Raw genomic sequence first — 25,444 nt, 5'->3', positions numbered from 1 at the left:
TATTACAGCGGAAAGAATTCAGCTCGAAAAATCATTCAAAAATAGAAAAGTAAAAGACTCAATATAGCTAATTTATGTTTAAAAACTAAGGGAAATGATAAAAATCGACTTTTGCCAATGCTGGATTAATTTTTGTAAGATGAGAGCAATCAAAAGCAAAGGAGGTGAATCAATGAATCAAGTCGGACTGGTCGGAAGATTAACGAAGGATCCAGTGTTACGATACTTATCTGAAAATCGCGTGCAAACACATTTTACTTTAGCCATTAATCGCAATTTTAAAAACAGTCGTGGGGAAGTCGATGCTGACTTTATTCTTTGTACAGTTTGGGGAAGGCTTGCAGAGCATATCGTCAAATATTGCGGAAAAGGCTCATTAATTGGGGCAAATGGTCGTATTCAATCAAGATCATTTTTAAATGAAGAAAGCACAAAGGTTTTTATCACAGAAGTAGTCGTAGAAGATGTCCGATTTTATCAGCTTAAGCCAAGGGATAGCGACGGGGCAATTATGCTGCCAAAGCCACCTGATGAGCAAGACGGCTTAAAGGATTTTGTGCTACCTGAGCCAGAAGTACAATTACCAGTAGTTTAGCAGTTTTCTAATGGTACATACGGGGCAAGTGACAAGTGCTATGTTGTCTGATCCGCCATTCTCCTTCTATTACTTGCACCGTAATCAATTTAGAAAGGAATGATGTATACCTTTCATAAGCGTAGTTCATTGCTGAAGACCGCACAGCAATGAGCATTTTACACACAACTAAATATAAATATGAAGTAAGTAGGGAAGAAGTAACTGTAATGTCCACTGAAATAAAAGAGCGCCAAGAACATTTTTGCTCTTGGCGCATAAACCAACCGTTAAAAATCTAGTGTCATTAAATCACGAAGTTCGTCATCTTCTAACTCAGTTAACCACTGGCTAGATTGAATTAGTTCTTCAGATAATGCCGATTTTTGGGCTAGCATTTTATCAATTTTTTCTTCGATAGTACCGATTGTAACAAACTTATGCACCTGCACAAATTGTGTTTGACCAATTCGATATGCACGGTCTGTCGCTTGATTTTCAACGGCAGGATTCCACCAGCGATCGGCGTGTAATACATGGTTGGCTGCTGTTAAATTGAGCCCTGTTCCACCTGCTTTTAAGGAAAGGATAAATATTGGGAAATCTCCTGCCTGAAAAGCCTCTACTAAGCGGTCACGCTGCTGCTTAGGCATTGCACCTGTTAAGAACGGTGCATCAATATTATATAGTTCACTAAAACAATGCTGTAGTAATTGCCCCATTCCAATATATTGTGTAAAGATGAGGCATTGCTCGCCGTTGTCCACGATTTCTGTAGCCATTTGCACGATACTTTCTAATTTCGTAGAACGAGTTAGCATTGATTGGGCATCCTCGAAAGGTTCTTTTAAATACAAGGCAGGATGATTACATAATTGCTTTAACTTACTGAGCATCTTTAAGACGCGTCCCTTTTTTTGAAAGCCTGTTAATTGCTCCAACTGATCGAGCGTCTCTAGAATATATCCTTCATAAAGAGACGCTTGCTCAGTTGTTAATGGGCAATACTCATGAGACTCTTGTTTATCCGGTAAGTTAAGCTGTAAGTGTGGGTCACGTTTTGTACGGCGAAGTAAAAATGGTTGTATTTTTGCACGTAGCTTCTGTTTATGTGACTCAGACTCATCTCGTTCTATCGGTAAAATAAATTCTTCATTAAAGCGGCCGAAGCTTCCTAAATAGCCTTTATGGATAAAATCAAAAATTGCCCATAGCTCCGATAAACGGTTTTCCACCGGTGTACCTGTCAAAGCAATATGATGAGCACCTTGTAATTTACGAATAGCCCTTGATTGTAGTGTCTGCATATTTTTAATATTTTGGGCTTCATCTAGTACAACTGCCGCCCATTCTACTTCCTGTAAAAACTCAGCATCCTGTGATACCGTGCCGTAAGTAGATAAAATCACATGTGGTTTTTCTCTTTCCACTAGCTGTTTAAAAGCATCCTCCTTTGCTCGATTCGCCTGATAATGCGTATGCACAGTCAAGGAAGGAGCAAAACGAGCTAGTTCCTTTTGCCAGTTGCCTAGCACGGACGTAGGGCAAATAATGATAGATGGTTTTTTGTTCTTAGTTGTTTCATTAAGATGTAGCAAATATGAAATAAGCTGAACCGTTTTACCAAGACCCATATCATCGGCTAGGCACGCACCAAAGCCTTGTTCGCGCATGAAGACAAGCCATTCAAAGCCCTCATGCTGATAAGGACGTAATTCAGCATGCAAAGATGTAGGGACTGGTACTGTTGGAAGTCCTTTTTTCTCCTGAAGCTGCTCCATATAGGATTTAAGCGATTTTTGCAATTCGAAGGCAAAAATCGGATCATCACGCATTTCATCATCGGCATCCTCTTCTTCAAGAGGTATGGATAAATCCTCTGGCAGTTCACGAAATAGCAATTCACGAACAGTCCAGCTTTCATCTTCTGCTTGATGCATCAATGCACGCATTTCATGCATCCAGTTTGCATCGACTCGAAACCATTCAGTACCAATACGAATGAATTCGCGTTTCTCATCCACAAGCTTTTTAAATTGCTCAGGTGAAATGGACTGTCCATTCATAGAAAATTGCCATTTAAACGTTAAAATATCGTCTAGTCCAGCAACCTTCTTTGTCGCTACATTGCCAGTACTTACGCGAACACGCATTTTTGATTGTTTTAAATCCTTTAGCCAAGCCGGTAATACAACGTCAAAGCCGAGTGCCTGTAATCTTGCTAAATCCTCACGTAAAAATGTTCGAACTTGTAAATCCTCAAGCGTAATACGGATGAAAATATCGCTACGTAAATCTTCAACAGCAAGAAGGTCTACAATTTGTGCTTGTTGTTGTTCAATAGCATCAGCATACATTTGCCACTTTGCCGGAAGAGCATCAGCAATTGGTAGTGACTGCTTTCGCATAGCAGGCGTCCAGTAGCTTTTGGTTGTAGCCGTGCTAAGTACGGTTTCTAAAAGCCAAACATCTGAATCTTCCTCAGGATCACTTAAGCGTAGAGAGACAGTAACTGCACCTGCCTGTCGTTCCTGCTCTAATGGCCAGCCACCACGCAAGAAAAATGGCATTAGCTTTGGTAAATCGGATAATACAAGACCTGCTTGAGTTAGTTTTTGCTGCACTGCCGTTTCTAATAAAACAGCATCCACACCGTCTATAGGGAATGTTAGCGCTGAAAAATCATCTGCAATATTTGCGTATGACCAGAGCGAGGATTCCTGCCAATACGATTGTAAAGCAGACGTTTTTTCTAGCCACACCTGACTTTCTGTGTTCGCACCTTGCCATTTAATAAAAGGATGCAAATAGCGCTGCGAAAAAATATCAAGGAGCTCAGAGGTTGAAACGTCAATCGTAAGTTCTGAACGATTGGTTAATAAACCATAGACATTCGCTTCATAGTTAAAAAATAATGAAGAAATGAGTGAGTCTGCATCCATTGTTGCACCATCAGCAGTAAATCCCTGTAACGTAAAATATCCTTCCTGTCCGGCATTAATACGAAGCTGTAGTTTTTTTGAAAACGGGGAAGGAGCATTTATAGTCATCATACTAAGTTTCCTTTCTCAATTTCTTCCTGTAATGCACGAAGTCGTTTATACTCTGCACGGATTGTTTGCATGTATGTTTCAAAATAAGCAGTTTTGCCAGCACGTTTTGCCGCACTGCGCATACTTTTCCAAATTCGTACAGCCTGTTTATAGTTCATACGTGATTTCTGTGTAATTTCAGCCATGGCATATAGATGATATAAGGGCAATACTGTTGCAGGCGCTACCTGAAGCACATCTTTCAATCCACACATTTCTAAATAAGAAAGGGAAGAGAGATTTAACTGATGGAGGGCTGCCCATTCACGATAGCGTTCTTTTTTTATAAGAAAGAAAGAAAACGGCTGGAGCCCATAAACACCAAATGCACTATATAATGTAGTTTCCTGTTCCTCCGTTAGCTGTATGTCTTCGTATAAAAGCTGAAATTGCCTTACGTATTGAGCACGTTTTACAACTGGCACAGTTTGCTGTAAAAAGACTTCGGTAAATGGTAGCATCGCACGTAAAATAATGGACTGTGCATGTGATTCGCCAGCACGTTTCGCAAAAGTAGCCAGTTCAAACAAGTCTTGCATATGTTGTACATCAATATGTGCAATGCTTTCCAGTAATAAACTTTCTTTTTGTAGCAGCACATAAAATAACAGTTTTAATGACTGCAAGGAAATCTCAGGTGAAATATTTTCAAGCTTATTTATCAGTGCCAATTCCTGTTCACGACGCGGCTTTTCATAAAAAAGCACTGCCCAAAGCAGCATATATATTTGTAGTCGATCAGCAAATAATCCTTGTCGTTCTAATAAAAACGCTCTAACTAATTCCTGAATAGCATCATAAAATGGATCAGTAGCAAAAAGACGTGATCGACCCGTTAGTTCTGTTAATATACTCTCGAATGATTGAACACTTTGATCAATAAAATATTTCATATAAGGCGAATCCAATGAATGTCCTTTTGTTTCATTTAAATGACGCCATATTGTATTAAAGATGGATAGCTCCATGAAAAGCTTATAAAGTGGCTGCCACTCACGCTCGAAAGGCATATGCCGTTGAAGTCGTTCCAATGCATCTGTCCGTACAGCAGAAAGGCCATACCCTTCAAGAATACGCCCAGGTGGCAATAAACGTTTCATAACTTCATCGGCCATCAATTTCCAGCTTTCTGGACTTCGTTCATCTGCTAATGATTTTAGTTGCACTGATTTTTGCGCACGCCAAGCACTTGACCAATTTTGCACCGAATCAAAATACTGATAGAGGGCAAGCAATGCGCCAACCTGATGTCTACACCATTTCAGCTGAGGACAATTACAGCTCAACTCCTCTTTGGCAAAATCAATTTCTACAGAAGCAGGTCTGACATCCTGTACGCTTGCATATAATGTAGAACTCGCTCCATTAAAACGTTCAAAGACAACTGATTTGTTCCGCACTGAAAAAACAGCACGACGCACTAGCTCTTCGTCTTCAATAGAGGAAGGATGTAACGCCTGTTCAGCTTCATTTACTTTGGCAAGGATAAATTCTTGATGTTCCTTAGCTAATTGGGCAATAGACAATGCCATAACCTCACTCCTTTCATAATGTATAGCTAGTGGGCATTTAAGCATGAAGGAAAAAAGACTGTCCTTCCATTATACGATTAAAATGCGTACATGATAAGCTGAATGATTGAAAAGAAAAAAATCAAGGAGAAGATAGTTAACAAGATAATTGATATGTGTTAAAATCTGAATAATCAGATAAATAGGAGGGATGAAGGATGATGCAAGTTCAATATATGAAGCCATTTTACACAAAAATTACTGGAGACAAACTACGTCTCGTGTTTGCTTATCAATATTTCTCTATTTTAAAAGAGAATGAGATTTTCCATTTCATTCCCATCGAAGGTAAAGAGATGATTATCAACTTGAATACACAGCAAATTGAAAATATATCCGAAGTATTTGTTTTCCAAAAAGGGAATCGTTTTATCCGACTACCATTATATCAATTATTATTAATTACCAATGTTCATGAGCATCTAACACCGATTCTTGAAAACGCTACTCCAAAACCGCAGTTACCACTCGTTTCTTCAGTGACTGTTGGCGAAGTAGATCAGCTCATTACAGAGCTGGAGCAGCAAAACATTGATAATTTAATCGACCAGGCATTACTAGATAATAATAAAGCTCTCTTTTTTGAACTGTTACAACAAAAGAACCATCAACTCGGAGGTTTCGAAAATTGAATACACGGTATTGCAATTAAGCACCTACTTTTCCTATGTGAGAAGAGGGTGCTTTTATATATCTCTAGGTCTAAAGTTTAAAATATAAAAATGGGTTAGAAATCATTAATATATAGAACCTACTAAATTAGAACACATTACCAAAATAACTTAAAAGAATTTAACATAGACCGATATGAATAACAATAGGGGTGATGAAATGATGCTTGGAAAATGGTCAGCAACAGGGATGTCAATTTTAAATAATATGAATAGACATTCCGATGCTATGAGCAAGGCAATGCTTCGGATTTCTTCAGGTTATCGTATCAATAGTGCTGCGGATGATCCAGCAGGACTTGCAATTTCAGAAAAAATGCGTGCACAAATTCGCGGTTTGAACATGGCAGCGAAAAATATTCAAGACGGTATTTCACTCGTTCAAACAGCTGAAGGTGCACTAAATGAAGTACATGACATGATTCAGCGCATGCGCGAGCTCGCTGTCCAAGCGAGCAACGATACTTTAACGGATAGTGATCGTGAAAGTCTCGATATGGAATTTCAGGAATTAAAAAAAGAAATTCAACGCATCTCGAAGGACACTGAATTTAATACAAAGACATTACTAAATGGGGATTATGCTACAAACGGTATTAAAATTCAGGCAGGTGCCAACTCAGGTCAAAGCATCGAGCTGTTTATTGGCGATATGGGTGCTGGAGCACTTGGCTTGGACGATACAACATCCATTGCAACTCGTGATGGTGCCAATAAAGCAATTTCCACAATGGACGATGCTTTAAAGCGCGTATCAAATGAGCGCTCAAAACTAGGCGCCTACCAAAATCGCCTAGAGCACGCCTATAATGCGAACGTAAACACAGCAGAAAATCTACAAGACGCCGAATCCCGCATTCGCGATGCAGATATCGCAAAAGAAATGATGAACATGGTAAAAGCCCAAATCCTAATGCAAGCAAGTCAATACGTACTAGCAATGCACATGCAACAAGCCCAATCAATTCTACAATTACTCGAAAGCGGAACGAGGAATCCCCGATACTAAAGGTGATTCCTTTTTTAGTTGGGATTAATTAGCTGGTAAGTAAGTGAACATCGCTGATAAAAGAGCGACAACCGCTGATAAAGAAGTGAACATCGCTGATAAAAGAGCGACAACCGCTGATAAAAAAGTGAACATCGCTGATAAGAGTACAACAATCGCTGATAAAGAAGTGAACATCGCTGATAAAAGAGCGACAACCGCTGATAAAGAAGTGAACATCGCTGATAAAAGAGCGACAGCCGCTGATAAAAAAGTGAACATCGCTGATAAGAGTACAACAATCGCGGATAAAAAAGTGAACATCGCCGATAAGAGTACAGCAATCGCTGATAAAAAAATAAAAACCGCTGATTAAATACCAAAACCGCTGTTAAACATGCTATAATCGCTGGAAGGATCCGACAATAACTGATAAACCATTTAAAATTTATATAGAAAAGGAGAGAATTGATTGATCATAAAACCCTTCGCACCATCTCCATTGACAAACGGACTCCAAGCGCTTGTGACTCGGTTGCACCCCACGCACCCACAATATCAAAATCTTCAGCAGGAACTCAAAAATAACGAAGCCGACGATTTTGGTGAGCAATATGTTATGAAGGAACTACAGCAAATAGCACTGTTCAATGATTGCTACATTTTCCACAATGTAATACTTCCCTCTGTTCTTCCTATGCAAATTGATATTTTACTCATTGTCCCCAACGCTATCATTCTATTGGAAATTAAAAATATTCGAGGAACTGTACATTTTAAAAGTGACCCACGCCAGCTCATTCGTACTTCGGAATCTGGGGAGGTTCACGTTTTTACGCATCCTGAAATTCAGCTTGAACAGTATATTCAAGGTATGAAACATTTCTTAGACAACCAACATATTTCTATACCCATTTATGGAGCGGTTGTTTTTCCTTTTAATAATGTAAATATTTCTCGGGAAGAAGGAAGACTGCCAATTTTAATGGCAAAAGAGCTGCCGATATTTCTTCATAAACATTTAGAGAAAAGCAAAGAGACGAAAACAATGAAAGAAATCAAAAACATTATTTTGTCACATTTGCGGAATAAAACGCCATTTCCGCTTTGCCAGTATTATCAAATCGATGCTTCTGCTTTGCGACGGGGTGTTCATTGTGAGAACTGTGGTCAGTTTGGGATGGAGAAATTGCGCATGACTTGGTATTGTCAAAGTTGTAAATTTTAAAGTAAAAAAGCACATATACGAGCACTACTGGATTATCACATGCTAGTAGGAGATACAATATCGAACAGTGATTGTCGTGATTTTTTGAATATAGAGAGTCAGTATGTAGCAAAACGGCTTTTACAAAAATTAAATTTATCAAGCACTGGGCCAGATCGAATTAGGAAGTACCATTTGTCCAGCTTATATTGGAGTTCGCCGCTAAAGGTGTGAATCGCGCCGCCAAAGCATCAAATTGCGCCGCAAACCAAGCAAAGAACGCTGCTAAAACACGAAATACCGCCGCCGGCCACAAGACTTATGCCAAATTGTCCAGCTTTATTGGAGTTCGCCGCTAAAGGTGTGAATTGCGCCGCCAAAGCATCAAATTGCGCCGCCAACCAAGCAAAGAACGCTGCTAAAACACGAAATACCGCCGCCGGCCACAAGACTTATGCCAAATTGTCCAGCTTTATTGGAGTTCGCCGCTAAAAGTGTGATTTGCGCCGCCAACCAAAGGAGTTGCGCCGCCAAAACATCAAATTGCGCCGCTAACCAAGCAAAGAAAGCCGCTAAACTCCGAAATTGCGCCACTAACCAACAAAACTTTTGCTAATCAGACACATAAAACAGCTTCAAAATGACAAATTGATTCACACTTTCACTTGAAAGATGTATACTATAATGCAGAACAAAAATGCATCATGCATTAATAAAACATATAATTTAACTACTCGTTTTTGAAAACGGAAGGAAGAATAGAGAATGACTAAATCAATTTGTGTCGTTGGGCTTGGCTACATCGGTTTACCAACGGCTGTAATGTTTGCCAACCACGGCATAAAAGTACACGGGGTGGACGTAAACCCAGCAGCAGTAAAAAGTATTCAAGAGAAGAAACTTCATATTGAAGAAAATGGTTTGCAGGAGCGCCTGAATAAAGCAGTTGATGAAGGTTTCTTAACGGCGTCAACGACACCACAGGAAGCGGACGTATTCATCGTGGCAGTTCCGTCGCCAATTAATCCTGATAATACAGCGAATTTAGAATATGTACGTCAAGCTACGGCTTCTATCGTGCCATTCTTGAAAAAAGGTGACCTTGTCATTCTTGAATCGACAGTACCACCGAAAACTGTAGAGCACATTATGTTACCAGAGTTAATCAAAGCAAATCTTGAATTTGGTATCGATTTATTTGTAGCACATTCACCAGAGCGTGTTATACCTGGTCGTATTTTTGAAGAATTAGTGAACAACGACCGTATCGTTGGTGGGATTGATGACAAGTCTGCACAAATGACAAAAGAGCTTTATCAAACATTTGTGAATGGTACTATCCACATTACAGATGCAACTACAGCTGAGTTAGTAAAAGTAATGGAAAACACTTACCGTGATGTAAACATTGCGTTTGCCAATGAGCTTGCAAAATTGGCAGAGAAGCTTGACGTAAACATTTGGGAAGCCATTAAATTTGCGAACTATCACCCACGTGTAAATGTTCACTTCCCAGGTCCTGGCGTAGGTGGTCACTGTATCGCGGTTGACCCATGGTTCCTAGTTGAGTTAGGTGGCGAGACAGCACAAATTATTCATTTATCTCGTAATACAAATGATAGTATGCCAAGCTTCACAGCACAAAAAACACAAGCTATCTTAAATCAAAACAAAATTGCTGGTGGCAAAGTAGCTGTTCTTGGACTAGCCTTCAAAGGGAACGTAGATGACATGCGCGAAAGTCCATCTACAATCGTTATTGACGAGTTACAAAATCTTGGATTAGAAGTTATTTCATACGATCCACACATTAAAGAAAACAAACATGCAACACAAACACAAAGCTTAGAAGAAGCTACAAAAGATGCAGATATCATTCTTGTTCTAACGGATCATAATGAATTCAAAGCATTAGACACTGCAGAAATTACAGTGAAATCAAAAATCGTCTTCGATACGAAAAACTGCTTAAAACGTGATAAATGGGAAGAAGCAGGCTTCCAGTTCCACCTTTTAGGAGATGCGAAAAACCGATGAAAGAAACAGTACTTGGCATCAATGTCAATACGGAAGGCTACGATGAATTAATGGAGATGGCATTCGAGCGTATTGAAACAAAACAAAAGGCGCTCGTTGTTGCCATCAATCCAGAGAAGATTATCAAGGCAAAAGAAGACCCTGCTCTAAAGAAGCTGCTTAACGAAGCGGAATTTCAAATTCCAGATGGCATTGGTGTTATTCTTGCTTCCAAAATTCAAAAAGGGCAAATTCGTGAACGTGTTACAGGCGTCGATATGATGATGAAGCTTTGCGAGGAAGCGGCAAAACGTGGCAAACCTATTTTCCTTTACGGAGGGAAACCAGGTGTTGCAGATGCGGCAAAAGCAAAGCTAGAATCGTTATTTCCTTCTATTAAAATAGTCGGCACACAGGACGGCTATGAAAAGGACGAACAGAAGGTACTTGACCGCATTAATGAAGCACAACCCGATCTACTTTTTGTAGCGATGGGAAGTCCAAAACAAGAAAACTGGATTAATGCAAATCGCGATCAATTGCATCCTACTATTTATCAAGGCGTGGGTGGATCATTCGATGTGCTTGCAGGTACAGTTAAACGTGCACCAGAAATTTTCCAAAAATTTGGCCTTGAATGGTTTTATCGATTAATGAAAGAACCTAAGCGTATCAAGCGTCAAATCGCACTTCCATTATTTTTATTGGAAGTGGCAAGGCAGAAACGCCAATAATTTTTAAAAATTGGTATTGTCGTTTTAAATTGAAAGTGTTAGACTGTATGTGTATAGGAATTTCCTCTATGAAATAAATAGAATTCCCTGCAAGGAAACAACGGTTGGTAGCCCAAGCGAAAAAAGCTCAAGCATTTATATGCTTGAGCTTTTTTCGTGTGTAAAAATATGATTCTACTTTTAAAACATAGACGCACTTTATAAAGATCCCGCAGTACATTCACCAAAATATCTTCAATTATTACGCCACTTACAATTTCCAAAGAACCAAAAAGAATTACCATTTTTTATACCAATAAAAATGGAATAGAAATATATAATTGTTTATTATTGTAAAAATATTTAACATTTAAGGTTTGTTTACCATATTATTGTTGGAAAAGATGTGTAATATCACTTGAAAAATCGTCTAAAATAGATGACAATGGTAAAAGAGAGTTGTATGCCCATGTTTTTCCGGAAATGAATTAGAAACTTTCCCAAAATATGATTGACAACTTTTAGGGATACAACTATACTTTTATGTGTAGTTGTTTATTTACTGCATTTCTATGAATTTGTAGTAGAGACATATTTTATGAACTTAGAGGAGGAAATTTTTCTATGGCTAACCAACCAAAGAAATACAAAAAATTCGTAGCAACAGCTGCTACAGCTACATTAGTAGCATCTGCAATCGTACCAGTTGCTTCTGCAGCAGGATTCACGGATGTAGAAAACAACACTCACAAAGAAGCGATCAACGCTCTTGCTGATGCAGGTATCATCAATGGATACGCTGACGGCACATTCAAACCAAACCAAACTATTAACCGTGGTCAAGTAGTTAAATTATTAGGCCGTTGGTTAGAAACTGAAGGTTATGAAGCTCCAGCTGATTGGGCTACAAAACAATACTTCAACGATCTTCCATTAACAGCTGAAAAAGAACTATTAAAATATGCTGCACTTACTAAAGATGCAGGCGTATTTGCTGGTTCAAACGGCAACTTAAACTACACACAATCTATGCAACGTCAACAAATGGCAGTTGTTTTAGTGCGTGCTATCAACGAAATCTATGACTTAGATCTAGTAGCTGAGTACAAAGCTGAAAAGTTCAAGAGCGAAATCTCTGACCTAGACAAAGCTTTCTCTGCTGAACAACGTGAAGCAATCACTGCTTTAGACTATGCTGAACTTACAGATGCTGCTAAACAAGCAAACAAAGCATTCAACCCAGCTAACTCTATTACTCGCGGTCAATTCGCTTCATTCTTATACCGTACAATCAACATTGATGTTGAAACTGGTGTAGACGCTTCTGTTAAAGCTATCAACAGCACAACTGTTGAAGTAACATTTGACGAAGAAGTTGATACTGATAACGTAAAAGCTGAAAACTTCAAAATCGAAGGATTAGAAGTTAAAAACGCTTCTGTTAAACAAACTAACAAAAAAGTTGTTGTTTTAACTACTGCAGCTCAAACTGCTGATAAAGAATACACTGTTTCTTACAAAGGTGAAGAAATTGGTAAATTCAAAGGTATTGCTGCTGTAATTCCAACAGCTGTTAAACTTACAACTGCATCTGAACAAGGTGTAATCGGTAAAGAAGTAACTCTTAAAGCAACAGTAACAGTTCCAGAAGGTCAATCTAAAGAAAATGTTCCTGTAACTTTCAACATCGTTAACGATAAAAACACAAACGAAAAAATTGAAAAAGTAGCTTACACAAATGCTGAAGGCGTTGCTACTTATTCTTACACTCGTTACTATGCTTCAGTTGATTCTGTAACTGCTTATGCAACAGATAAATCTACTGTATTCTCAAGTGCAAAAGTTTACTGGGCTAACGAAACTCAATTAGCTATTACAGAAAAAACTGCTGACAATGTATTATCAAACGGTGCTAAAAAAGTTTATGAAATCAGCGCACCTCAAAAAGCTGGTCAATATGTATTTGTTGCATTCGAAAATAACCTTGGTGTAACAACTGATAAATTAACTCGTTCAGTATTCGTTGAAGGTACTGGTTTATGGACACAAAATACAACAAATAATATCACAGAAACTCCTGCAACATCTGATCAATACCCATATGAAATTACAAACGGTGCAAACCGTGTAGTTCCTGTTTTACTTGATTCAAAAGGTAAAGCAAACTTAGTATTAAGCGGTACAAACGGTAAAGTTAAACCTGTAGTTTATGCTGGTGAATTAAAAACTAACTATAATTTCTTCAACAACAATAACCCAGGTTCTAAAATTACTGATTTCGCAAACGTTCTATACAACCCAACAGCTTTACAAGCAAAAGCTGCAGAAGTATCGTTTGAAATTAAACATACTTTAGGCTTAACTATTGAAGCTAAAGGTGTAGCGAACGCTGCAGTTGCAATTTCTGGAACTAAACAAACAGGTGGTCGTGATTACGTAGCTACTTATGTAGACAAAGATGGAAAACCAGCTAAAGCAGGTGATGTTGTATATGTTGCACTTCCATATGACGCAAAACATCCTACTTATTTAGTTGATGAAGATGGTAAACAAGTAACTTCACATAGTCAAAAAGAAGGATACACTTACTATCAATTAGCAGTTAAAGGAAAAGAAGGTAAAGTTGAATTTACTGTAACTTCAACAGATGAACAAGCATGGGCAGAACCTATCGTATTTATCAACAATGGTACTGGTCCAGATGCTAATAAAACATTCTTAGATGCATCTGATTTACAAGCTAAAGGTGCAGCTACTTACTTCACTAAAGAAATTCAATACCAAGCTGAATTAGAAGCACTTGATTCTAAAGGTGATGACACTAAATCAGTATTAGCTGGTGGTTCTGAGTCTGTAGAATATAAGTACAACTTACTTGACCAAAATGGTAAACCACGTGCATTTAAATCTGCTACTAACGTATCATTTAATGTAACATCTGGTACAAGTGAATTAACAGTAACTGGCGCTAATGAAGGCACTGTAACAGTTACTCCAGGTAACCCACGTACAGTAACAACTACAATTGCTGCTGGTGAATTATCTAAATCAATTAAAGTAACTTCTAAACAAGCTGGTTCAGTAACTGCATATGCAACAGCTTCACGTGTAGGTGCAGGAGTACTTCCATCTACTGATTCAAAAACAGTTATTTTTGCTGCTACATCTACAGTTGCAGTATCTGGTACAGTTACAAAAGTTGAAAAAGAAGTTGTATACATTGACGGTGTTCCATACAGCTTACTTGACGCAACATACCTAAGCAAAGGTTCTGTAGTTCCGACATTAGCTGCGTTCAAAGCAGATTACCTAAAAGTAGGCGCTCCTGTAACTGTAAGTAAAGATTCAGAAGGCAAATTAACTTTCAACGTAGTTGATCCAACTACTACAAACCCAGGTGAATTAACATCTGTATTCAACCAAGTTAATGCTGCTACTACTCAAGAACAAGTTCTTGCAGCACTTAAGAAATTAGACGGATTCAATAATTTCATTAAAGCTGACCAAGACGATATTGCTGCTGGAGTATTTAGTGATTTAGGAACTGCTCTTTATGCAAGCCCATTAGCATTCCAAACAAAATATAATACTCTTGCTACTGAAGCAAAAGCAACTGTAGCTGCAATCGCTGATCTTGATGCAACAATTGCTGATGCAGAAACTGTAGTTAAAAATGCTGTAGTTGGTACTGCTGTAGGTCAATACACTCAAGCTAATATTGATATTCTTAAAGCTGATATTTTAGCTGCAAAAGCTAATAAAACTGCAGTTGTAAATGGCACTGTTAAATCATCTGCTGGAACAAATGCTAACAAAACTGCTTTAAATACTGCAGATACTACATTAAAAGCTGCTGTAGCTACTTTCAAAGCAACAGCTGTTACAAATGATACAATTCAAGCTGCTGCATTAGCTGCTGTACAAGGTAAATTAGATGCTATTAAAACTGCAAACGCTGGTACTGGAGCAACAGCTGCAGATTACACAGCTGCATTGACTGCATTAAAAGACAATGCTAAAGTATTAGGTTTAACTTTAGATAAGTTCAATGCTCGTACAGCTACTGAAAAAGAAACAGTTTTAGATGCAATCGCTTCTACAACATTTACTACTGCGGCACAATTAGATTCAAAAATTGCTGCTGAAGTTGCCAAACTAGATCCTGCTACAGTTGCAAGTGCGGAATTAACAGACAATAATACTTTAACAATTACATTTAGCAATGCTGTTACTTTATCAGGCACAGCAACAGCTGGTACTGTAGATTTCACAAACGCTACAGGTGGTATCGGTCATGCTGTTTCAACAACTATTGCTGGTTCAACAACAAAAACTCTAGTTATTACTCTTACTGATGCTGATGCTGATGGTTTAAAAGTTGGTTCTGTAATTTCATTAGTTAAAGCTGTTGATGGTGCAGCACCAATTACATTTACAGATGCTAATGGTCATGTATTAACAGACTTCAGTGCAACTGTTGTTGCTCCTAAATAAAAATTAAACGTAACATTACTTTATAAGCTAGCTCGCTAGTGAAATAAGTAGATTATGGCCCTATGGATATAACTTTAATTAGTTAAACTCCATGGGGTCTTTTTTATCTTGTGTCCATCAGAACTCCCTGATGAACACAAGATAAACTGTTCCATTGGCTCAGTGTGCCTAATACTACTACACTGGGTAAGTCATAACCGTAATAACGCACATTTCAAACAGTTAATATATTATTGATATAGAAAATTATGAGTGAGCCTTTATTCTTTCTACAAGCGTAAAGGCTTTTTTACATTTGAAGGAGGAATTCATATAGAAGATAAAACTTAAGTACCTGTAAAGCTTGTAGACATTGTGCAGGTGAAATTAAACGAACTCATGCATTTTTTATGAAAACCATTATATGCAAATAAACATTACCTCTTGATATATAAATAATAATAATTTACACATAATATACTATTACTAACAATAAATAGATAAATAATTAATAAGGTATTAACAATAATATGTTTACATATATATGTAGTGGGGAAATATGTTTTATCGCATATTGATGATAACCCTGCATACAAAAATGATCTTATCTTTTGCATTTTAAAAACTATCATTCTTAAAATTGAAAGGAGAATTGACTGGATGTCAAAGAAGAATTGGAAGAAGCCGATAAATGCTTTTTTAGCAACAACTCTAGTCGCAAGTGTTGCCGCACCAATAGCACCTCTCTCTGTAAATGCTGAAACAGTTGCAAAGGATTTAATCATTTCAGAGTATATTGAAGGGAGTTCCTTTAATAAAGCAATTGGAATATATAATGGTACAGGTACCGCGGTCGATTTAAGTAATTATACTTTAGAGCTTCATACGAACGGAGAAGCTACTGCGAAAAATAAAGTGAATCTGGCAGGTACTCTAGAAAACGGAGCTACGTATGTTTTATATCATAAAGATGCAGCTCCTACTATTAAAGCAAAAGGAAATCTAGAAAACTCGACTGTTATTAATTTCAATGGGAATGATCCAATTGTATTGAGGAAATCTGGTGAAATAGTCGATTCTATTGGACAAGTTGGTTCTTCAGCGGATTTTGCTAAAGATGTAACTTTAGTAAGAAAGAGTTCGGTTTTGTCTGGTGATACAATTATTGATGATTCTTTTAACGCAGCATTGGAATGGAATTCATATCAGATAGATGATTCATCCAATTTAGGCCAACACGTAATGGATACCGATTCAGGTGGACCTGTTGATCCTGAAGTACCGACAGTTCTCTCAATTGGAGAGGCTCGAAATAAAGGTGTAGGTGAAACGGTAACTATCAAAGGTAGAGTTGCAGCGGGCTTGAAAAATACGTTTTCGGTACAAGATGAAACAGGTGGTATTGCTGTAAGACCTACTAGTTTAGCTATGTCTATCGGTGATGAAGTTACTTTAAAAGGTAAGTTAGCTGACTATCGTGGGTTACTACAATTAGATGGTGCTACAATCGTTGAAAAAGTTGAAAATGTCGGTGTACCTTCTCCAAAGGTTGTAACAGGGGCTCAAGTAAATGAAGATAGCGAATCACAGCTTGTAACAGTGAAAAATGTTACGCTTACTGATGTTCAACAAGGGGCAGGGTGGGCAAACTTTACTGCAAGTGACGGAACGAATTTCCTCGTACGAGATGAAACAAATTCGCTTGGCTTAACTGTCGGTACAAACTATGAATCTATCACTGGTATTGTTCAACAATTCGATAAAGACTATCAAGTGATTCCGCGATCAAAAGCAGATATTGTAGTGGACAGTACGGCATTAAAGCCTGCTATCGCATCTCCTGGAAGTGGAACGTTTGTTGGAAAGACAACAGTTACTTTAACAACACCGACAGCTGATGCAGAAATCTATTACACAGTAGATGGCACGGAGCCAAATGATAAAAGTTTTAAATATGAGAAACCAATTGAGATAAGCAAAAATACCATTTTAAAAACAATAGTTAAAGCTAAAGATGGCACATTTAGTGACATAACTACATTTGATTATACTATTGCGGATAAATTACAAATTCATGATATTCAAGGTGCAGGGCATGCTTCAACATTCGATGGTAAGACGGTTGAAGGAATTGAAGGAATCGTCACTTATTCATTTTCGTTAAATAATAATTGGTATTATACGATTCAAACGCCAGATGAATTGGCTGATAATGATCCGAATACTTCGGAAGGGATTTTTCTGTACAGTGGAAAGAAACCATGGCCAATAAAGGTAGGGGATTTAGTATCTGTTAAAGGTAAGGTAAGCGAATATGCATATGATGGCTATGATGATAGGCAGCAAACAGATTTGAAAACAACACAAATTAATGTGCGTGACGATCAAGATGGAAAAGTAGAAGTTATTAAAAGTAGTGTAGCATTACCGAAAGCAATTGAAATTGATAAGTTAAAAATGTCATTTAGTAAAATCGATAGTGATCAGCTTGAAATTTTTAATCCAACAATCGACGCTATTGATTTTTGGGAAAGTATCGAAGGCATGAGAGTAGAAGTTGGCAACGTGAAAGCGGTAGCACCTCAGGAACATGGAGATTTAGTAACAGTACTTGAGGATGAACAAACAAATACACTTCACGGTGGGGTATTGTATGAGAAAGAAAATGCAAATCCAAACAGAATTCAATTCCGATTAGAGCCGAATGGAGCTGCACGTGATTTTGAGGTTGCTACAGGTGATAAATTTAAAGGGCCAATTACGGGAATTGTAGGTTATTCCTATCAAAACTTTAAAATCTATGCTTCTTTAGATGAGATGAAGGCAGCTTATGAAAAAGGAGATACATCACCAGAGACAACAAAAATAGTAAAGGCAGAAGATAAGTTAACAATTGCCTCGTATAATTTGGAGAACTTCTCTAATAACAAAACTTCTACTACGGATGATAAAGCGAAAAAATTAGCAAGAGCAATTGGTATTGATATGGGCAGCCCTGACATTGTTGGTGTAACAGAGGTGCAGGATAATAACGGGGCGTCTCCAGGTGATTCCAAAGCGGATCAAAGTTATAAAAGGTTAATTGACGCTATTAAAGGTGTTGGTGGTGTCGAGTATCAGTATGTTAATATAGACCCAATGAACAATCAAGACGGTGGAGCACCAGATGCGAATATTCGAGTTGGCTTCCTTTATAACCCAGAGCGAGTTAAGCTGAAGGAAGGTATTCCGGCAGGAGATGCGACAACAGCTGTTGATTATAAAGATGGAAAATTAACACTGAATCCTGGTCGAATTGATCCAAACAATGAAGCGTTTAATAGTAGTCGCAAACCTTTAGCAGCACAATTTGATTTCCAAGGTGAAGATGTAATTGTTATCGCAAATCATTGGAATTCAAAAACTGGAGATACTCCTTTATTTGGCGCGATTCAACCTCCAAAGTATGGAAGTGAAGTGCAACGTAAAAAAATCGCCAACATTGTTTATAATTTTGTTGGGGACATTAAATCAAAAAATCCAGATGCAAATATTGTTTCTTTAGGTGATTTCAATGATTATCAATTTGCTGATGCTCTTAAAATCCATGAAGGTCAATTGATGACAAATATGATTAATAAAGTGGATGCTTCAGACCGTTACACATATGTATTTCAGGGGAACTCACAAGTATTAGACCATATTTTAGTGTCAAACAATCTGGCAAATAAAACAGCGGTCGATATTCTCCATATTAATGCTGATTTTACGGATATGGCTGGTCGTGCAAGTGACCATGATCCTGTAATGGTTCAAATTGATGTTAATAAAGGTTCGACTGTTGAACCGATTCAGCCTGAAATAGTATATGACTATAAGAACTTCAAGAAGAACAAATTGACAATAAATAAACCTAGTGTGGCAGTGCATTTAGATGCTCAATCTGTTATTCCAAAAGGCGTATTCCTTAAAGGTGCCTATGCGGAACTACATGGAGAAGGCTTTAAGACGACTGATGTTACCTTTAGTCCAGTTAAAGCAGGGATGATTATCGACTTAAAAGGTACTGTCGTGAAATCAATCACAATTGAAGGTCCCTATGTCAGTGAAATCAGAGGCGCTGAAAATATAGATATACAATCGATAATATATAAAAAGGGTGCAGCTCCTGAACAAATTAAATTTACAAATTCGAAAGGGGATCCCATTGTGGATCCTTCTTTGCCTTCCGAAAACAATCAACCAATCATTAAAAAACCTATTACAAATATAACTGTAACTGTTGGAGAGGAAATTAAACTTGATTTAACAGATCATTTTTCCGATCCTGATGGTGATGAACTTTCATTTACGGCTACAAAAGGCACTATAAGTGGAAAGCTATTAACACTCAATTTAGATGAGGGTAGCCACATTGTTGGCGTCACAGCATCTGATGGAAAGAAAAGTGTCACTACAAGCTTCAGCGTTACAGTGATTGCCAATGATTATTATGCAGGTGCATATAACAAGGAAGGTCAGGTACTAAAAAAGGCTCTTCATGATATCATCTCTGAACAAAAGGTACTTTCTTATGATGACGTTTGGGATGCATTAAAGTATACGGATGAAGACCCTAATAATCCGAGTAATGTAATGTTATTTTACTCTGGGAAATCTAGTCCAAAAACAAACAATGGTGGCAATGTAGGAAACTGGAACCGAGAGCATACGTGGGCAAAATCACATGGTAACTTTGGGACAAGCAAAGGACCAGGAACAGATATCCATCACTTACGCGCAACCGATGTACAAGTTAATAGTTCAAGAGGAAATTTAGACTTTGACAATGGTGGTAGTCCAGTAACTGGCTGTAATGGTTGCTTTAAAGATGCAGATTCATTCGAACCACCTAATCGCGTAAAAGGTGATGTAGCTCGAATACTATTATATATGGCAACTCGTTATGAGCCAGGAGACAAAGTTGATCTTGAATTAAATGACAAAGTCAATAATGGAACAGCGCCTTATCACGGTAAACTTTCTGTTCTTTTACAATGGCACAAGCAAGACCCTGTAGATGAATATGAAAAACAAAGAAATGAAAGAATTTACGAAATCCAAGGCAATCGAAATCCATTTATAGACCATCCTGAATGGGTAGAGAAGATTTGGTAAGGTAATTAATATATCTATAGAAGAATATTCAAAACGCCACTTCATGGTTTAATCTGAAGTGGCGTTTGTTTATACGAATTCTTATGAAGGAATTTTTCAAACAACACATTGTAATTCACTTATTCGTTTCAACTCATCCTCATGTTGGATCAATCGAGCTAATAGTAATTCAATAATCCGGTGCTGGCTTTCTTGAATAACTGCTAGTCGTTTTACTTTTTGATTTGCTTCTAAAACAGCTCGTTTGATTTGTTGCTGCTCAAACTCTACTACTTCAAGGTGATTTTCTACCGACTCGAGACGATGCTTGAATTCGTTTAAAACTCCCTCCACCGATTTCATCTCTCTTCTATTAAGTATAGCTATTTTGTTAACCTATCTCTCCTTAATATAATTCCTCTCTATAGCAAGAAAACTAGATTACAAGTATCACCATTGCATTCATCGACAAATTATGACAGACTTAATAGAGAGATATAAAGATACTAGGAGAATGTTTAGTGATTAAAGAGTGGGATTTACTACGTGTGGTAGCGTGTTTGTCTATTTTACTATTGCACACTTCTTCGTGGATTATTATGGTGGTTGGGGCAATACCGGAGCAACCGTTTTATTTGTTTTTGCGGATTGCGCTATGTTATGCGACGCCGACGTTTATTTTGTTGTCTATTTTAATTTTAGCGAATCGTTATCAGGATAAAATACCGAGTAATTTTTGGTCGAATAGAATTCAATATATTTTCCTGCCTTTTTTAATATGGGCAATGCTTGATGCGGTAATTGTAGAGTTAATTTACAAGAAGGGCTTAGTATGGGAAAAGTTTATCCGCAATGTTATTTATAGTGAGTTTGTTGGCTGGTTTGTTGTGGTCATTATGCAGCTCTATATAGTCTTTGTGTTGATGAAGCGTTTTAAGTGGTCTATGGCTTGGTTTTTACCGTTATGTGTGATTATTACGCTTATTCATCATTCAGTGGTTGCATTGCCATATCCATTTTTTGAAGAGAATGCAATCATGTTTCGTTTACTCTTTACGGGGTGGCTTGGTTATTTTGCGATAGCTTATGCGTTGGGTGTGTATTATACGCAGATTGCTGCGCTTGCAAAAAAGTATCGATATGCGACGATTGTGTTGTTCGTGTTATCTAGTGCCTTTTTATACATCCGTCTGTTGCTCGGTTATACAGAGACACATTCGAGACGAATTGATTTAGTACCGCTTGTTATAAGTATTACCTTGTTGGTAATTGCTTGGGGACAGTCGCTACCTTATACGAAAACGGTCCAGGTGCTGAGTCGCTATGCGTTTATGATCTATCTCATTCATTGGGAGGTTCTGCGTCTATCAACAGGGTGGTTTGTGGATCATTTTAATAGTACGCTAGTTCGAGTGCCGTTGCTCATGCTGTGGACGATCGTCGTTTGTATTACGGTGACGAAGTTGATTTCTATGCTTCCATTTAGTCAGTGGGTAGTTGGGAAAATAAAAAAGCGTGCCACATAGGAAAAGCAGTGATTTCTTTCATGATAGAAATCACTGCTTTTTTGTATCGCCAGTAGAAACGTTAGTTCCGCCGCTAAAAGTGAGAGTTGCGCCGGTAACAAAGCGAATTCCGCCGCTAAAAGTGTAAGTATCGCCGGTAAAATAGTCGATTCCGCCGCTAAAAGTCGAAACATCGCCGCTAGAAAAAGATATCTACACTAATAGCTCTCGCTACTCAGGCATCAATTTTAAATTGCGGTCATTGTAAGCAAGCACGACGTAGTCTGGGTGCATGCTTTGTAAATAAGGAATAATATCTTTATCCAAGTAACGTAAGTCTAAAATCGTCAGCTCTTTAAAGTGACTTGCCATATGAAATTGAATAGTGTTAAAGTATGAATCTTTAATAACGACGATATGTTTATCGCTATCATAATGATTGTTGACGATTGTGAGCTCTGCAAAGTCACGGCTATAAGCATCAGCATAGTTGACGACTGCATTAGGACTCATTTTTTTGGCACGGCCGTATACTGAGTCGTACGGAGCTGTGACTCCACCTTCAATTGTACCGTCGTAAATTGTAAATTGCGTTGCGAATGAAGCTGGCTCGTTATAGCAAATTTGATCGTGATTATCGACGGTCATGTACAAAATTTTATTCCAGGAGCCAGCAAATTTATTCGTTAAGCAATAAGTATTGGCTTCCTCGTATGGAATCGGCTCAATCGATTCACCGAGTCGCTCGCTCATTGTTTTCATTAGTGCTTGATAGCCTGAGTATGCACCGCGTATTGTCCAGTGATGATCGGTTTTGAAGAAGTTACGTTCAGCAGAAAAGTCGTTCTTCATTTCATCATAGAGACGAACATTGTCTACGCCTGCAGCAGTAACAAGCTCATGTAGGCGCACATTATTGGCAATTCCAGCGTCATCAGGCATATAGCTTGGGCTTGGCTCACGTGAGTAAGTAGCCTTTGCTGGTAACGAGTAAAACGTAAACGGAATATTTTTTTCAGCTAGCCCTTCGCTTAGCTTTTGTAAATCAGAGGCGAAGGAAGTGAGCTCTTTATCAGATTTTGCCTCAGCGGGCTTGGAAATAATCCAACCGCTTTTATCATCAACTGCGTACTTATCGTTTAAGTAGGTTTTTCCCATTGCACGTTGGAAGTAAACATAGTTGCGCATCCAAGTATCACGTGCAGGAAATTGGTCGGAAATATATGTTTCTACTTGCTTTGACCATGCCCCTGAAAAGACTTCATGTAGGCTTGGTGAAAGGTTTGCAGATTCTAACGGACGGTTCTCCATTTCAGATTGTGGACGATCCACCGTTAAAACATGCACGACGAAGCCACCGAAAATGATGCAAAAAAAGGTTATTGGTAATAGATACATTTGTATTTTTCGCATGTTGTCCCACCTAGAATCTAAAGTAAATGAATGGATTATGTGTTGCGTTCACTAAAAACATTGTGATAAAGAGCAACAACGCCCCGTAGTAAATTGTTTGTACAAGGCGTAGACTCCAATCAAATGATAGGGAAGTCGTCGCTTTTTGCTCGCTCCACGTTTGATAAAGTCTATAAATTGGCATAGCGAATATGATCGCTACTACAAAATACACGGCATAGTCCTTTGCAAGTAAAATCGTTTCATAATTATATAATGCAGCATCGGATAGCCCAAACATCGTTTTGATAAATTCAAAGGCGTATGTAAAATCATTCGCTCTAAAGAATACCCAGCCGATCATAACGATAATAAGAATATAAATATGGCGTAAGAAACGAGGTATACGTTCCAACCATTTTAAAAGCACCCATTTTTCAAGGCAAATTAATATTCCGTAATAAAAACCCCATGCCATAAATGTCCAGCTCGCCCCGTGCCAAAAGCCCGTTAACGTCCAAACAATTAATAAGTTTCGATATAGTTTCCATTCATGGCTAACACGGCTACCTCCAAGTGGGAAGTAGACATAGTCTCTAAACCAACTGCTAAGCGAAATATGCCAACGACGCCAGAAGTCTGTTACGGACTGTGCAATATACGGATAGTTAAAGTTTTCTTCAAAATGGAAGCCAAAAATTCGTGCTAAACCAATAGCCATATCACTATAGCCAGAGAAGTCAAAATAGATTTGTAACGCGTAAGCTAAAATCCCTATCCAAGCAGTACCTGTTGTTAAATCGCCGCCCGATAAACTGAAAACCTGGTCGGCGACTTCTCCCATCGGATTCGCAATCAGTACTTTTTTAGCTAACCCCTGTACAAAACGACGAGTACCAATCATCCAATCCTCAGCAGTAGAAAGACGCTTTTTAATTTGCTCGGCTACTGTTTGATAACGAACGATCGGTCCGGCCACAAGCTGTGGAAACAATGTAATGAAAAGAGATAAATCTAAAAAATTACGCTGCGCCTTTACGTCCTTTCGATAAACATCGATAACATAGCTTAGGGCTTGGAACGTGTAGAATGAAATACCAATCGGAAGCGGTACAGCCTCCCATGCAATTGGCTTGTCCAAGTAATTGTTAAGAATGTCCACGAAAAAGCCGGCATATTTGTAATAGCCTAGGATGGCCAAGTTACTCGCAATAACAAGCCAAAGTAGCGCTTTTCGTTTGGACTGCGAAACTGTATTTTCAATGACAATTCCCAAAATATAGTTGAGCAAAATGGAAATCATCATTAATAGTACATACTTCGGTTCACCCCATGCATAAAAGAACAAGCTGGCCAAAAGTAGAATTGTGTTGCGTAACATCTTCGGAGAGATGAAGTACACAATGAGCACTAATGGTAAAAAGACATATAAAAATATAAGGCTACTAAAAACCATTCCTTCAAATCCTCATCTCTAATAATTGTTTTATCCATTATTGTATTACGAAAGATCGCTGATAGAAAGCTAAGAACCGCTGATAACATCGAGAAGATCGCTGATAGAAAGCTAAGAATCGCTGATAACTTCGGGAAGATCGCTGATAGAATGCAAAGAACCGCTGATATCCCCAAAAAAATACTAATATCACTGATACAATTTCTCAATTGCTGATTAAAAAGTGCCAATCACCATGAAATTTCTGAACGAAAAAATGCTTATGAAATATTCCAAATAACTGATAATCTACAAAACTTCTGGAAAATTATAATATAATCAAGGAAATACAAGAATAAATTACCTACACTATTGTAACGTAAATTCACGAATTGTTCACTAATGGTTTTTAATCATTTATTGCTTGAAAGTCGAATTTTGTTGAAATTTGGATGGTAAAAACGACATGGGTAAGATGGTATATTTTCCTTGTGGCAGTAAGGTTTGTATGTTAATTTTCAGGATGGTAGGTATAATAACATTTGCACAAAATATGGTTAGAAACCCTTTAAAATTCTGGTGTTACCACATTTTTCATTCCAGGTATTTCATTTTGAAATTTACCATCTCGTACTCTTATAATGAAATCGTAGTCACGAATATTGGCTAATTTATCTAGGAGGTAATTTCAT

At 38.0% G+C, this 25,444-nt stretch carries 15 protein-coding genes; 10 read left to right on the top strand and 5 right to left on the bottom strand.

What is annotated here, in order from left to right; genetic code table 11:
• Positions 1 to 172: 172 nt before the first annotated feature.
• Positions 173 to 595, top strand: a complete 423-nt coding sequence (locus ACFVT8_RS19200) for a single-stranded DNA-binding protein (protein ID WP_387083842.1) — start codon at positions 173 to 175, stop codon at positions 593 to 595.
• Positions 596 to 864: 269 nt separating this feature from the next.
• Here ACFVT8_RS19200 and ACFVT8_RS19195 read toward each other — a convergent pair whose 3' ends face one another.
• Both ACFVT8_RS19195 and ACFVT8_RS19190 read right to left on the bottom strand, forming a co-directional pair.
• On the bottom strand, positions 865 to 3,627 hold the full coding sequence (locus ACFVT8_RS19195; RefSeq protein ID WP_387083840.1) for a DEAD/DEAH box helicase: 2,763 nt from the start codon (positions 3,625 to 3,627) through the stop codon (positions 865 to 867).
• On the bottom strand, positions 3,624 to 5,198 hold the full coding sequence (locus ACFVT8_RS19190; RefSeq protein WP_387083838.1) for a hypothetical protein: 1,575 nt from the start codon (positions 5,196 to 5,198) through the stop codon (positions 3,624 to 3,626). Before ACFVT8_RS19190 ends, ACFVT8_RS19195 begins: the two co-directional genes overlap by 4 nt.
• 197 nt (positions 5,199 to 5,395) lie before the next feature.
• Here ACFVT8_RS19190 and ACFVT8_RS19185 point away from each other — a divergent pair, with 197 nt between their 5' ends.
• The 8 genes from ACFVT8_RS19185 (at position 5,396) to ACFVT8_RS19150 (ending at position 20,441) form a co-directional block, all read left to right on the top strand.
• On the top strand, positions 5,396 to 5,869 hold the full coding sequence (locus tag ACFVT8_RS19185) for an IDEAL domain-containing protein (protein WP_387083836.1): 474 nt from the start codon (positions 5,396 to 5,398) through the stop codon (positions 5,867 to 5,869).
• A 202-nt stretch (positions 5,870 to 6,071) separates the two neighbouring features.
• On the top strand, positions 6,072 to 6,917 hold the full coding sequence (locus ACFVT8_RS19180; RefSeq protein ID WP_387084177.1) for a flagellin N-terminal helical domain-containing protein: 846 nt from the start codon (positions 6,072 to 6,074) through the stop codon (positions 6,915 to 6,917).
• 43 nt (positions 6,918 to 6,960) lie between these two features.
• A complete protein-coding gene (locus ACFVT8_RS19175; protein ID WP_387083834.1) occupies positions 6,961 to 7,272 on the top strand; it encodes a hypothetical protein in 312 nt (103 codons plus the stop codon).
• Positions 7,273 to 7,368: 96 nt separating this feature from the next.
• Positions 7,369 to 8,124, top strand: coding sequence for a nuclease-related domain-containing protein (locus ACFVT8_RS19170; protein ID WP_387083832.1), 756 nt, complete (start codon positions 7,369 to 7,371; stop codon positions 8,122 to 8,124).
• A 744-nt stretch (positions 8,125 to 8,868) separates the two neighbouring features.
• Positions 8,869 to 10,140, top strand: coding sequence for a nucleotide sugar dehydrogenase (locus ACFVT8_RS19165; RefSeq protein WP_387083830.1), 1,272 nt, complete (start codon positions 8,869 to 8,871; stop codon positions 10,138 to 10,140).
• On the top strand, positions 10,137 to 10,853 hold the full coding sequence (locus tag ACFVT8_RS19160) for a WecB/TagA/CpsF family glycosyltransferase (protein WP_387083828.1): 717 nt from the start codon (positions 10,137 to 10,139) through the stop codon (positions 10,851 to 10,853). Before ACFVT8_RS19165 ends, ACFVT8_RS19160 begins: the two co-directional genes overlap by 4 nt.
• Positions 10,854 to 11,456: 603 nt before the next feature.
• Entirely contained in the window at positions 11,457 to 15,326 is a 3,870-nt protein-coding gene (locus tag ACFVT8_RS19155; RefSeq protein ID WP_387083826.1) for an S-layer homology domain-containing protein, read from the top strand.
• 639 nt (positions 15,327 to 15,965) lie between these two features.
• Positions 15,966 to 20,441 carry an endonuclease gene (locus ACFVT8_RS19150; protein WP_387083824.1) on the top strand — a complete coding sequence of 1,492 codons (4,476 nt, stop codon included), beginning with the start codon at positions 15,966 to 15,968 and terminating at the stop codon, positions 20,439 to 20,441.
• A gap of 96 nt (positions 20,442 to 20,537) precedes the next feature.
• On the opposite strand, the gene ACFVT8_RS19145 is transcribed toward ACFVT8_RS19150, so the two are convergent.
• A complete protein-coding gene (locus tag ACFVT8_RS19145; RefSeq protein WP_387083822.1) occupies positions 20,538 to 20,774 on the bottom strand; it encodes a hypothetical protein in 237 nt (78 codons plus the stop codon).
• A gap of 167 nt (positions 20,775 to 20,941) precedes the next feature.
• On the opposite strand from ACFVT8_RS19145, the gene ACFVT8_RS19140 reads away from it, so the two are divergent.
• Positions 20,942 to 21,946, top strand: a complete 1,005-nt coding sequence (locus ACFVT8_RS19140) for an acyltransferase family protein (protein WP_387083821.1) — start codon at positions 20,942 to 20,944, stop codon at positions 21,944 to 21,946.
• Positions 21,947 to 22,156: 210 nt separating this feature from the next.
• Here ACFVT8_RS19140 and ACFVT8_RS19135 read toward each other — a convergent pair whose 3' ends face one another.
• Together ACFVT8_RS19135 and ACFVT8_RS19130 are read right to left on the bottom strand one after the other, a co-directional pair.
• Entirely contained in the window at positions 22,157 to 23,338 is a 1,182-nt protein-coding gene (locus ACFVT8_RS19135) for an alginate O-acetyltransferase AlgX-related protein (protein WP_387083819.1), read from the bottom strand.
• 10 nt (positions 23,339 to 23,348) lie between these two features.
• Positions 23,349 to 24,773 (bottom strand): MBOAT family O-acyltransferase, encoded by a 1,425-nt coding sequence (locus ACFVT8_RS19130; protein WP_387083817.1) that lies wholly within the window; start codon positions 24,771 to 24,773, stop codon positions 23,349 to 23,351.
• Between the last annotated feature and the right edge of the window lie 671 nt (positions 24,774 to 25,444).

The organism is Lysinibacillus sp. NPDC058147 (assembly GCF_042884205.1).
Classification (GTDB): Bacteria; Bacillota; Bacilli; order Bacillales_A; family Planococcaceae; genus Lysinibacillus.
This window is presented reverse-complemented; position numbering and strand designations above follow the sequence as displayed.

What these genes read in the sequence shown, in the direction of transcription:
- ACFVT8_RS19155 (WP_387083826.1), top strand. Translation starts at nt 11,457, where the DNA reads ATGGCTAACCAACCAAAGAAATACAAAAAATTCGTAGCAACAGCTGCT.
- ACFVT8_RS19180 (WP_387084177.1), top strand. Translation starts at nt 6,072, where the DNA reads ATGCTTGGAAAATGGTCAGCAACAGGGATGTCAATTTTAAATAATATG.
- ACFVT8_RS19150 (WP_387083824.1), top strand. Translation starts at nt 15,966, where the DNA reads ATGTCAAAGAAGAATTGGAAGAAGCCGATAAATGCTTTTTTAGCAACA.
- ACFVT8_RS19185 (WP_387083836.1), top strand. Translation starts at nt 5,396, where the DNA reads ATGATGCAAGTTCAATATATGAAGCCATTTTACACAAAAATTACTGGA.
- ACFVT8_RS19130 (WP_387083817.1), bottom strand. Translation starts at nt 24,773, where the DNA reads ATGGTTTTTAGTAGCCTTATATTTTTATATGTCTTTTTACCATTAGTG.
- ACFVT8_RS19200 (WP_387083842.1), top strand. Translation starts at nt 173, where the DNA reads ATGAATCAAGTCGGACTGGTCGGAAGATTAACGAAGGATCCAGTGTTA.
- ACFVT8_RS19160 (WP_387083828.1), top strand. Translation starts at nt 10,137, where the DNA reads ATGAAAGAAACAGTACTTGGCATCAATGTCAATACGGAAGGCTACGAT.
- ACFVT8_RS19190 (WP_387083838.1), bottom strand. Translation starts at nt 5,198, where the DNA reads ATGGCATTGTCTATTGCCCAATTAGCTAAGGAACATCAAGAATTTATC.
- ACFVT8_RS19165 (WP_387083830.1), top strand. Translation starts at nt 8,869, where the DNA reads ATGACTAAATCAATTTGTGTCGTTGGGCTTGGCTACATCGGTTTACCA.
- ACFVT8_RS19135 (WP_387083819.1), bottom strand. Translation starts at nt 23,338, where the DNA reads ATGCGAAAAATACAAATGTATCTATTACCAATAACCTTTTTTTGCATC.
- ACFVT8_RS19195 (WP_387083840.1), bottom strand. Translation starts at nt 3,627, where the DNA reads ATGATGACTATAAATGCTCCTTCCCCGTTTTCAAAAAAACTACAGCTT.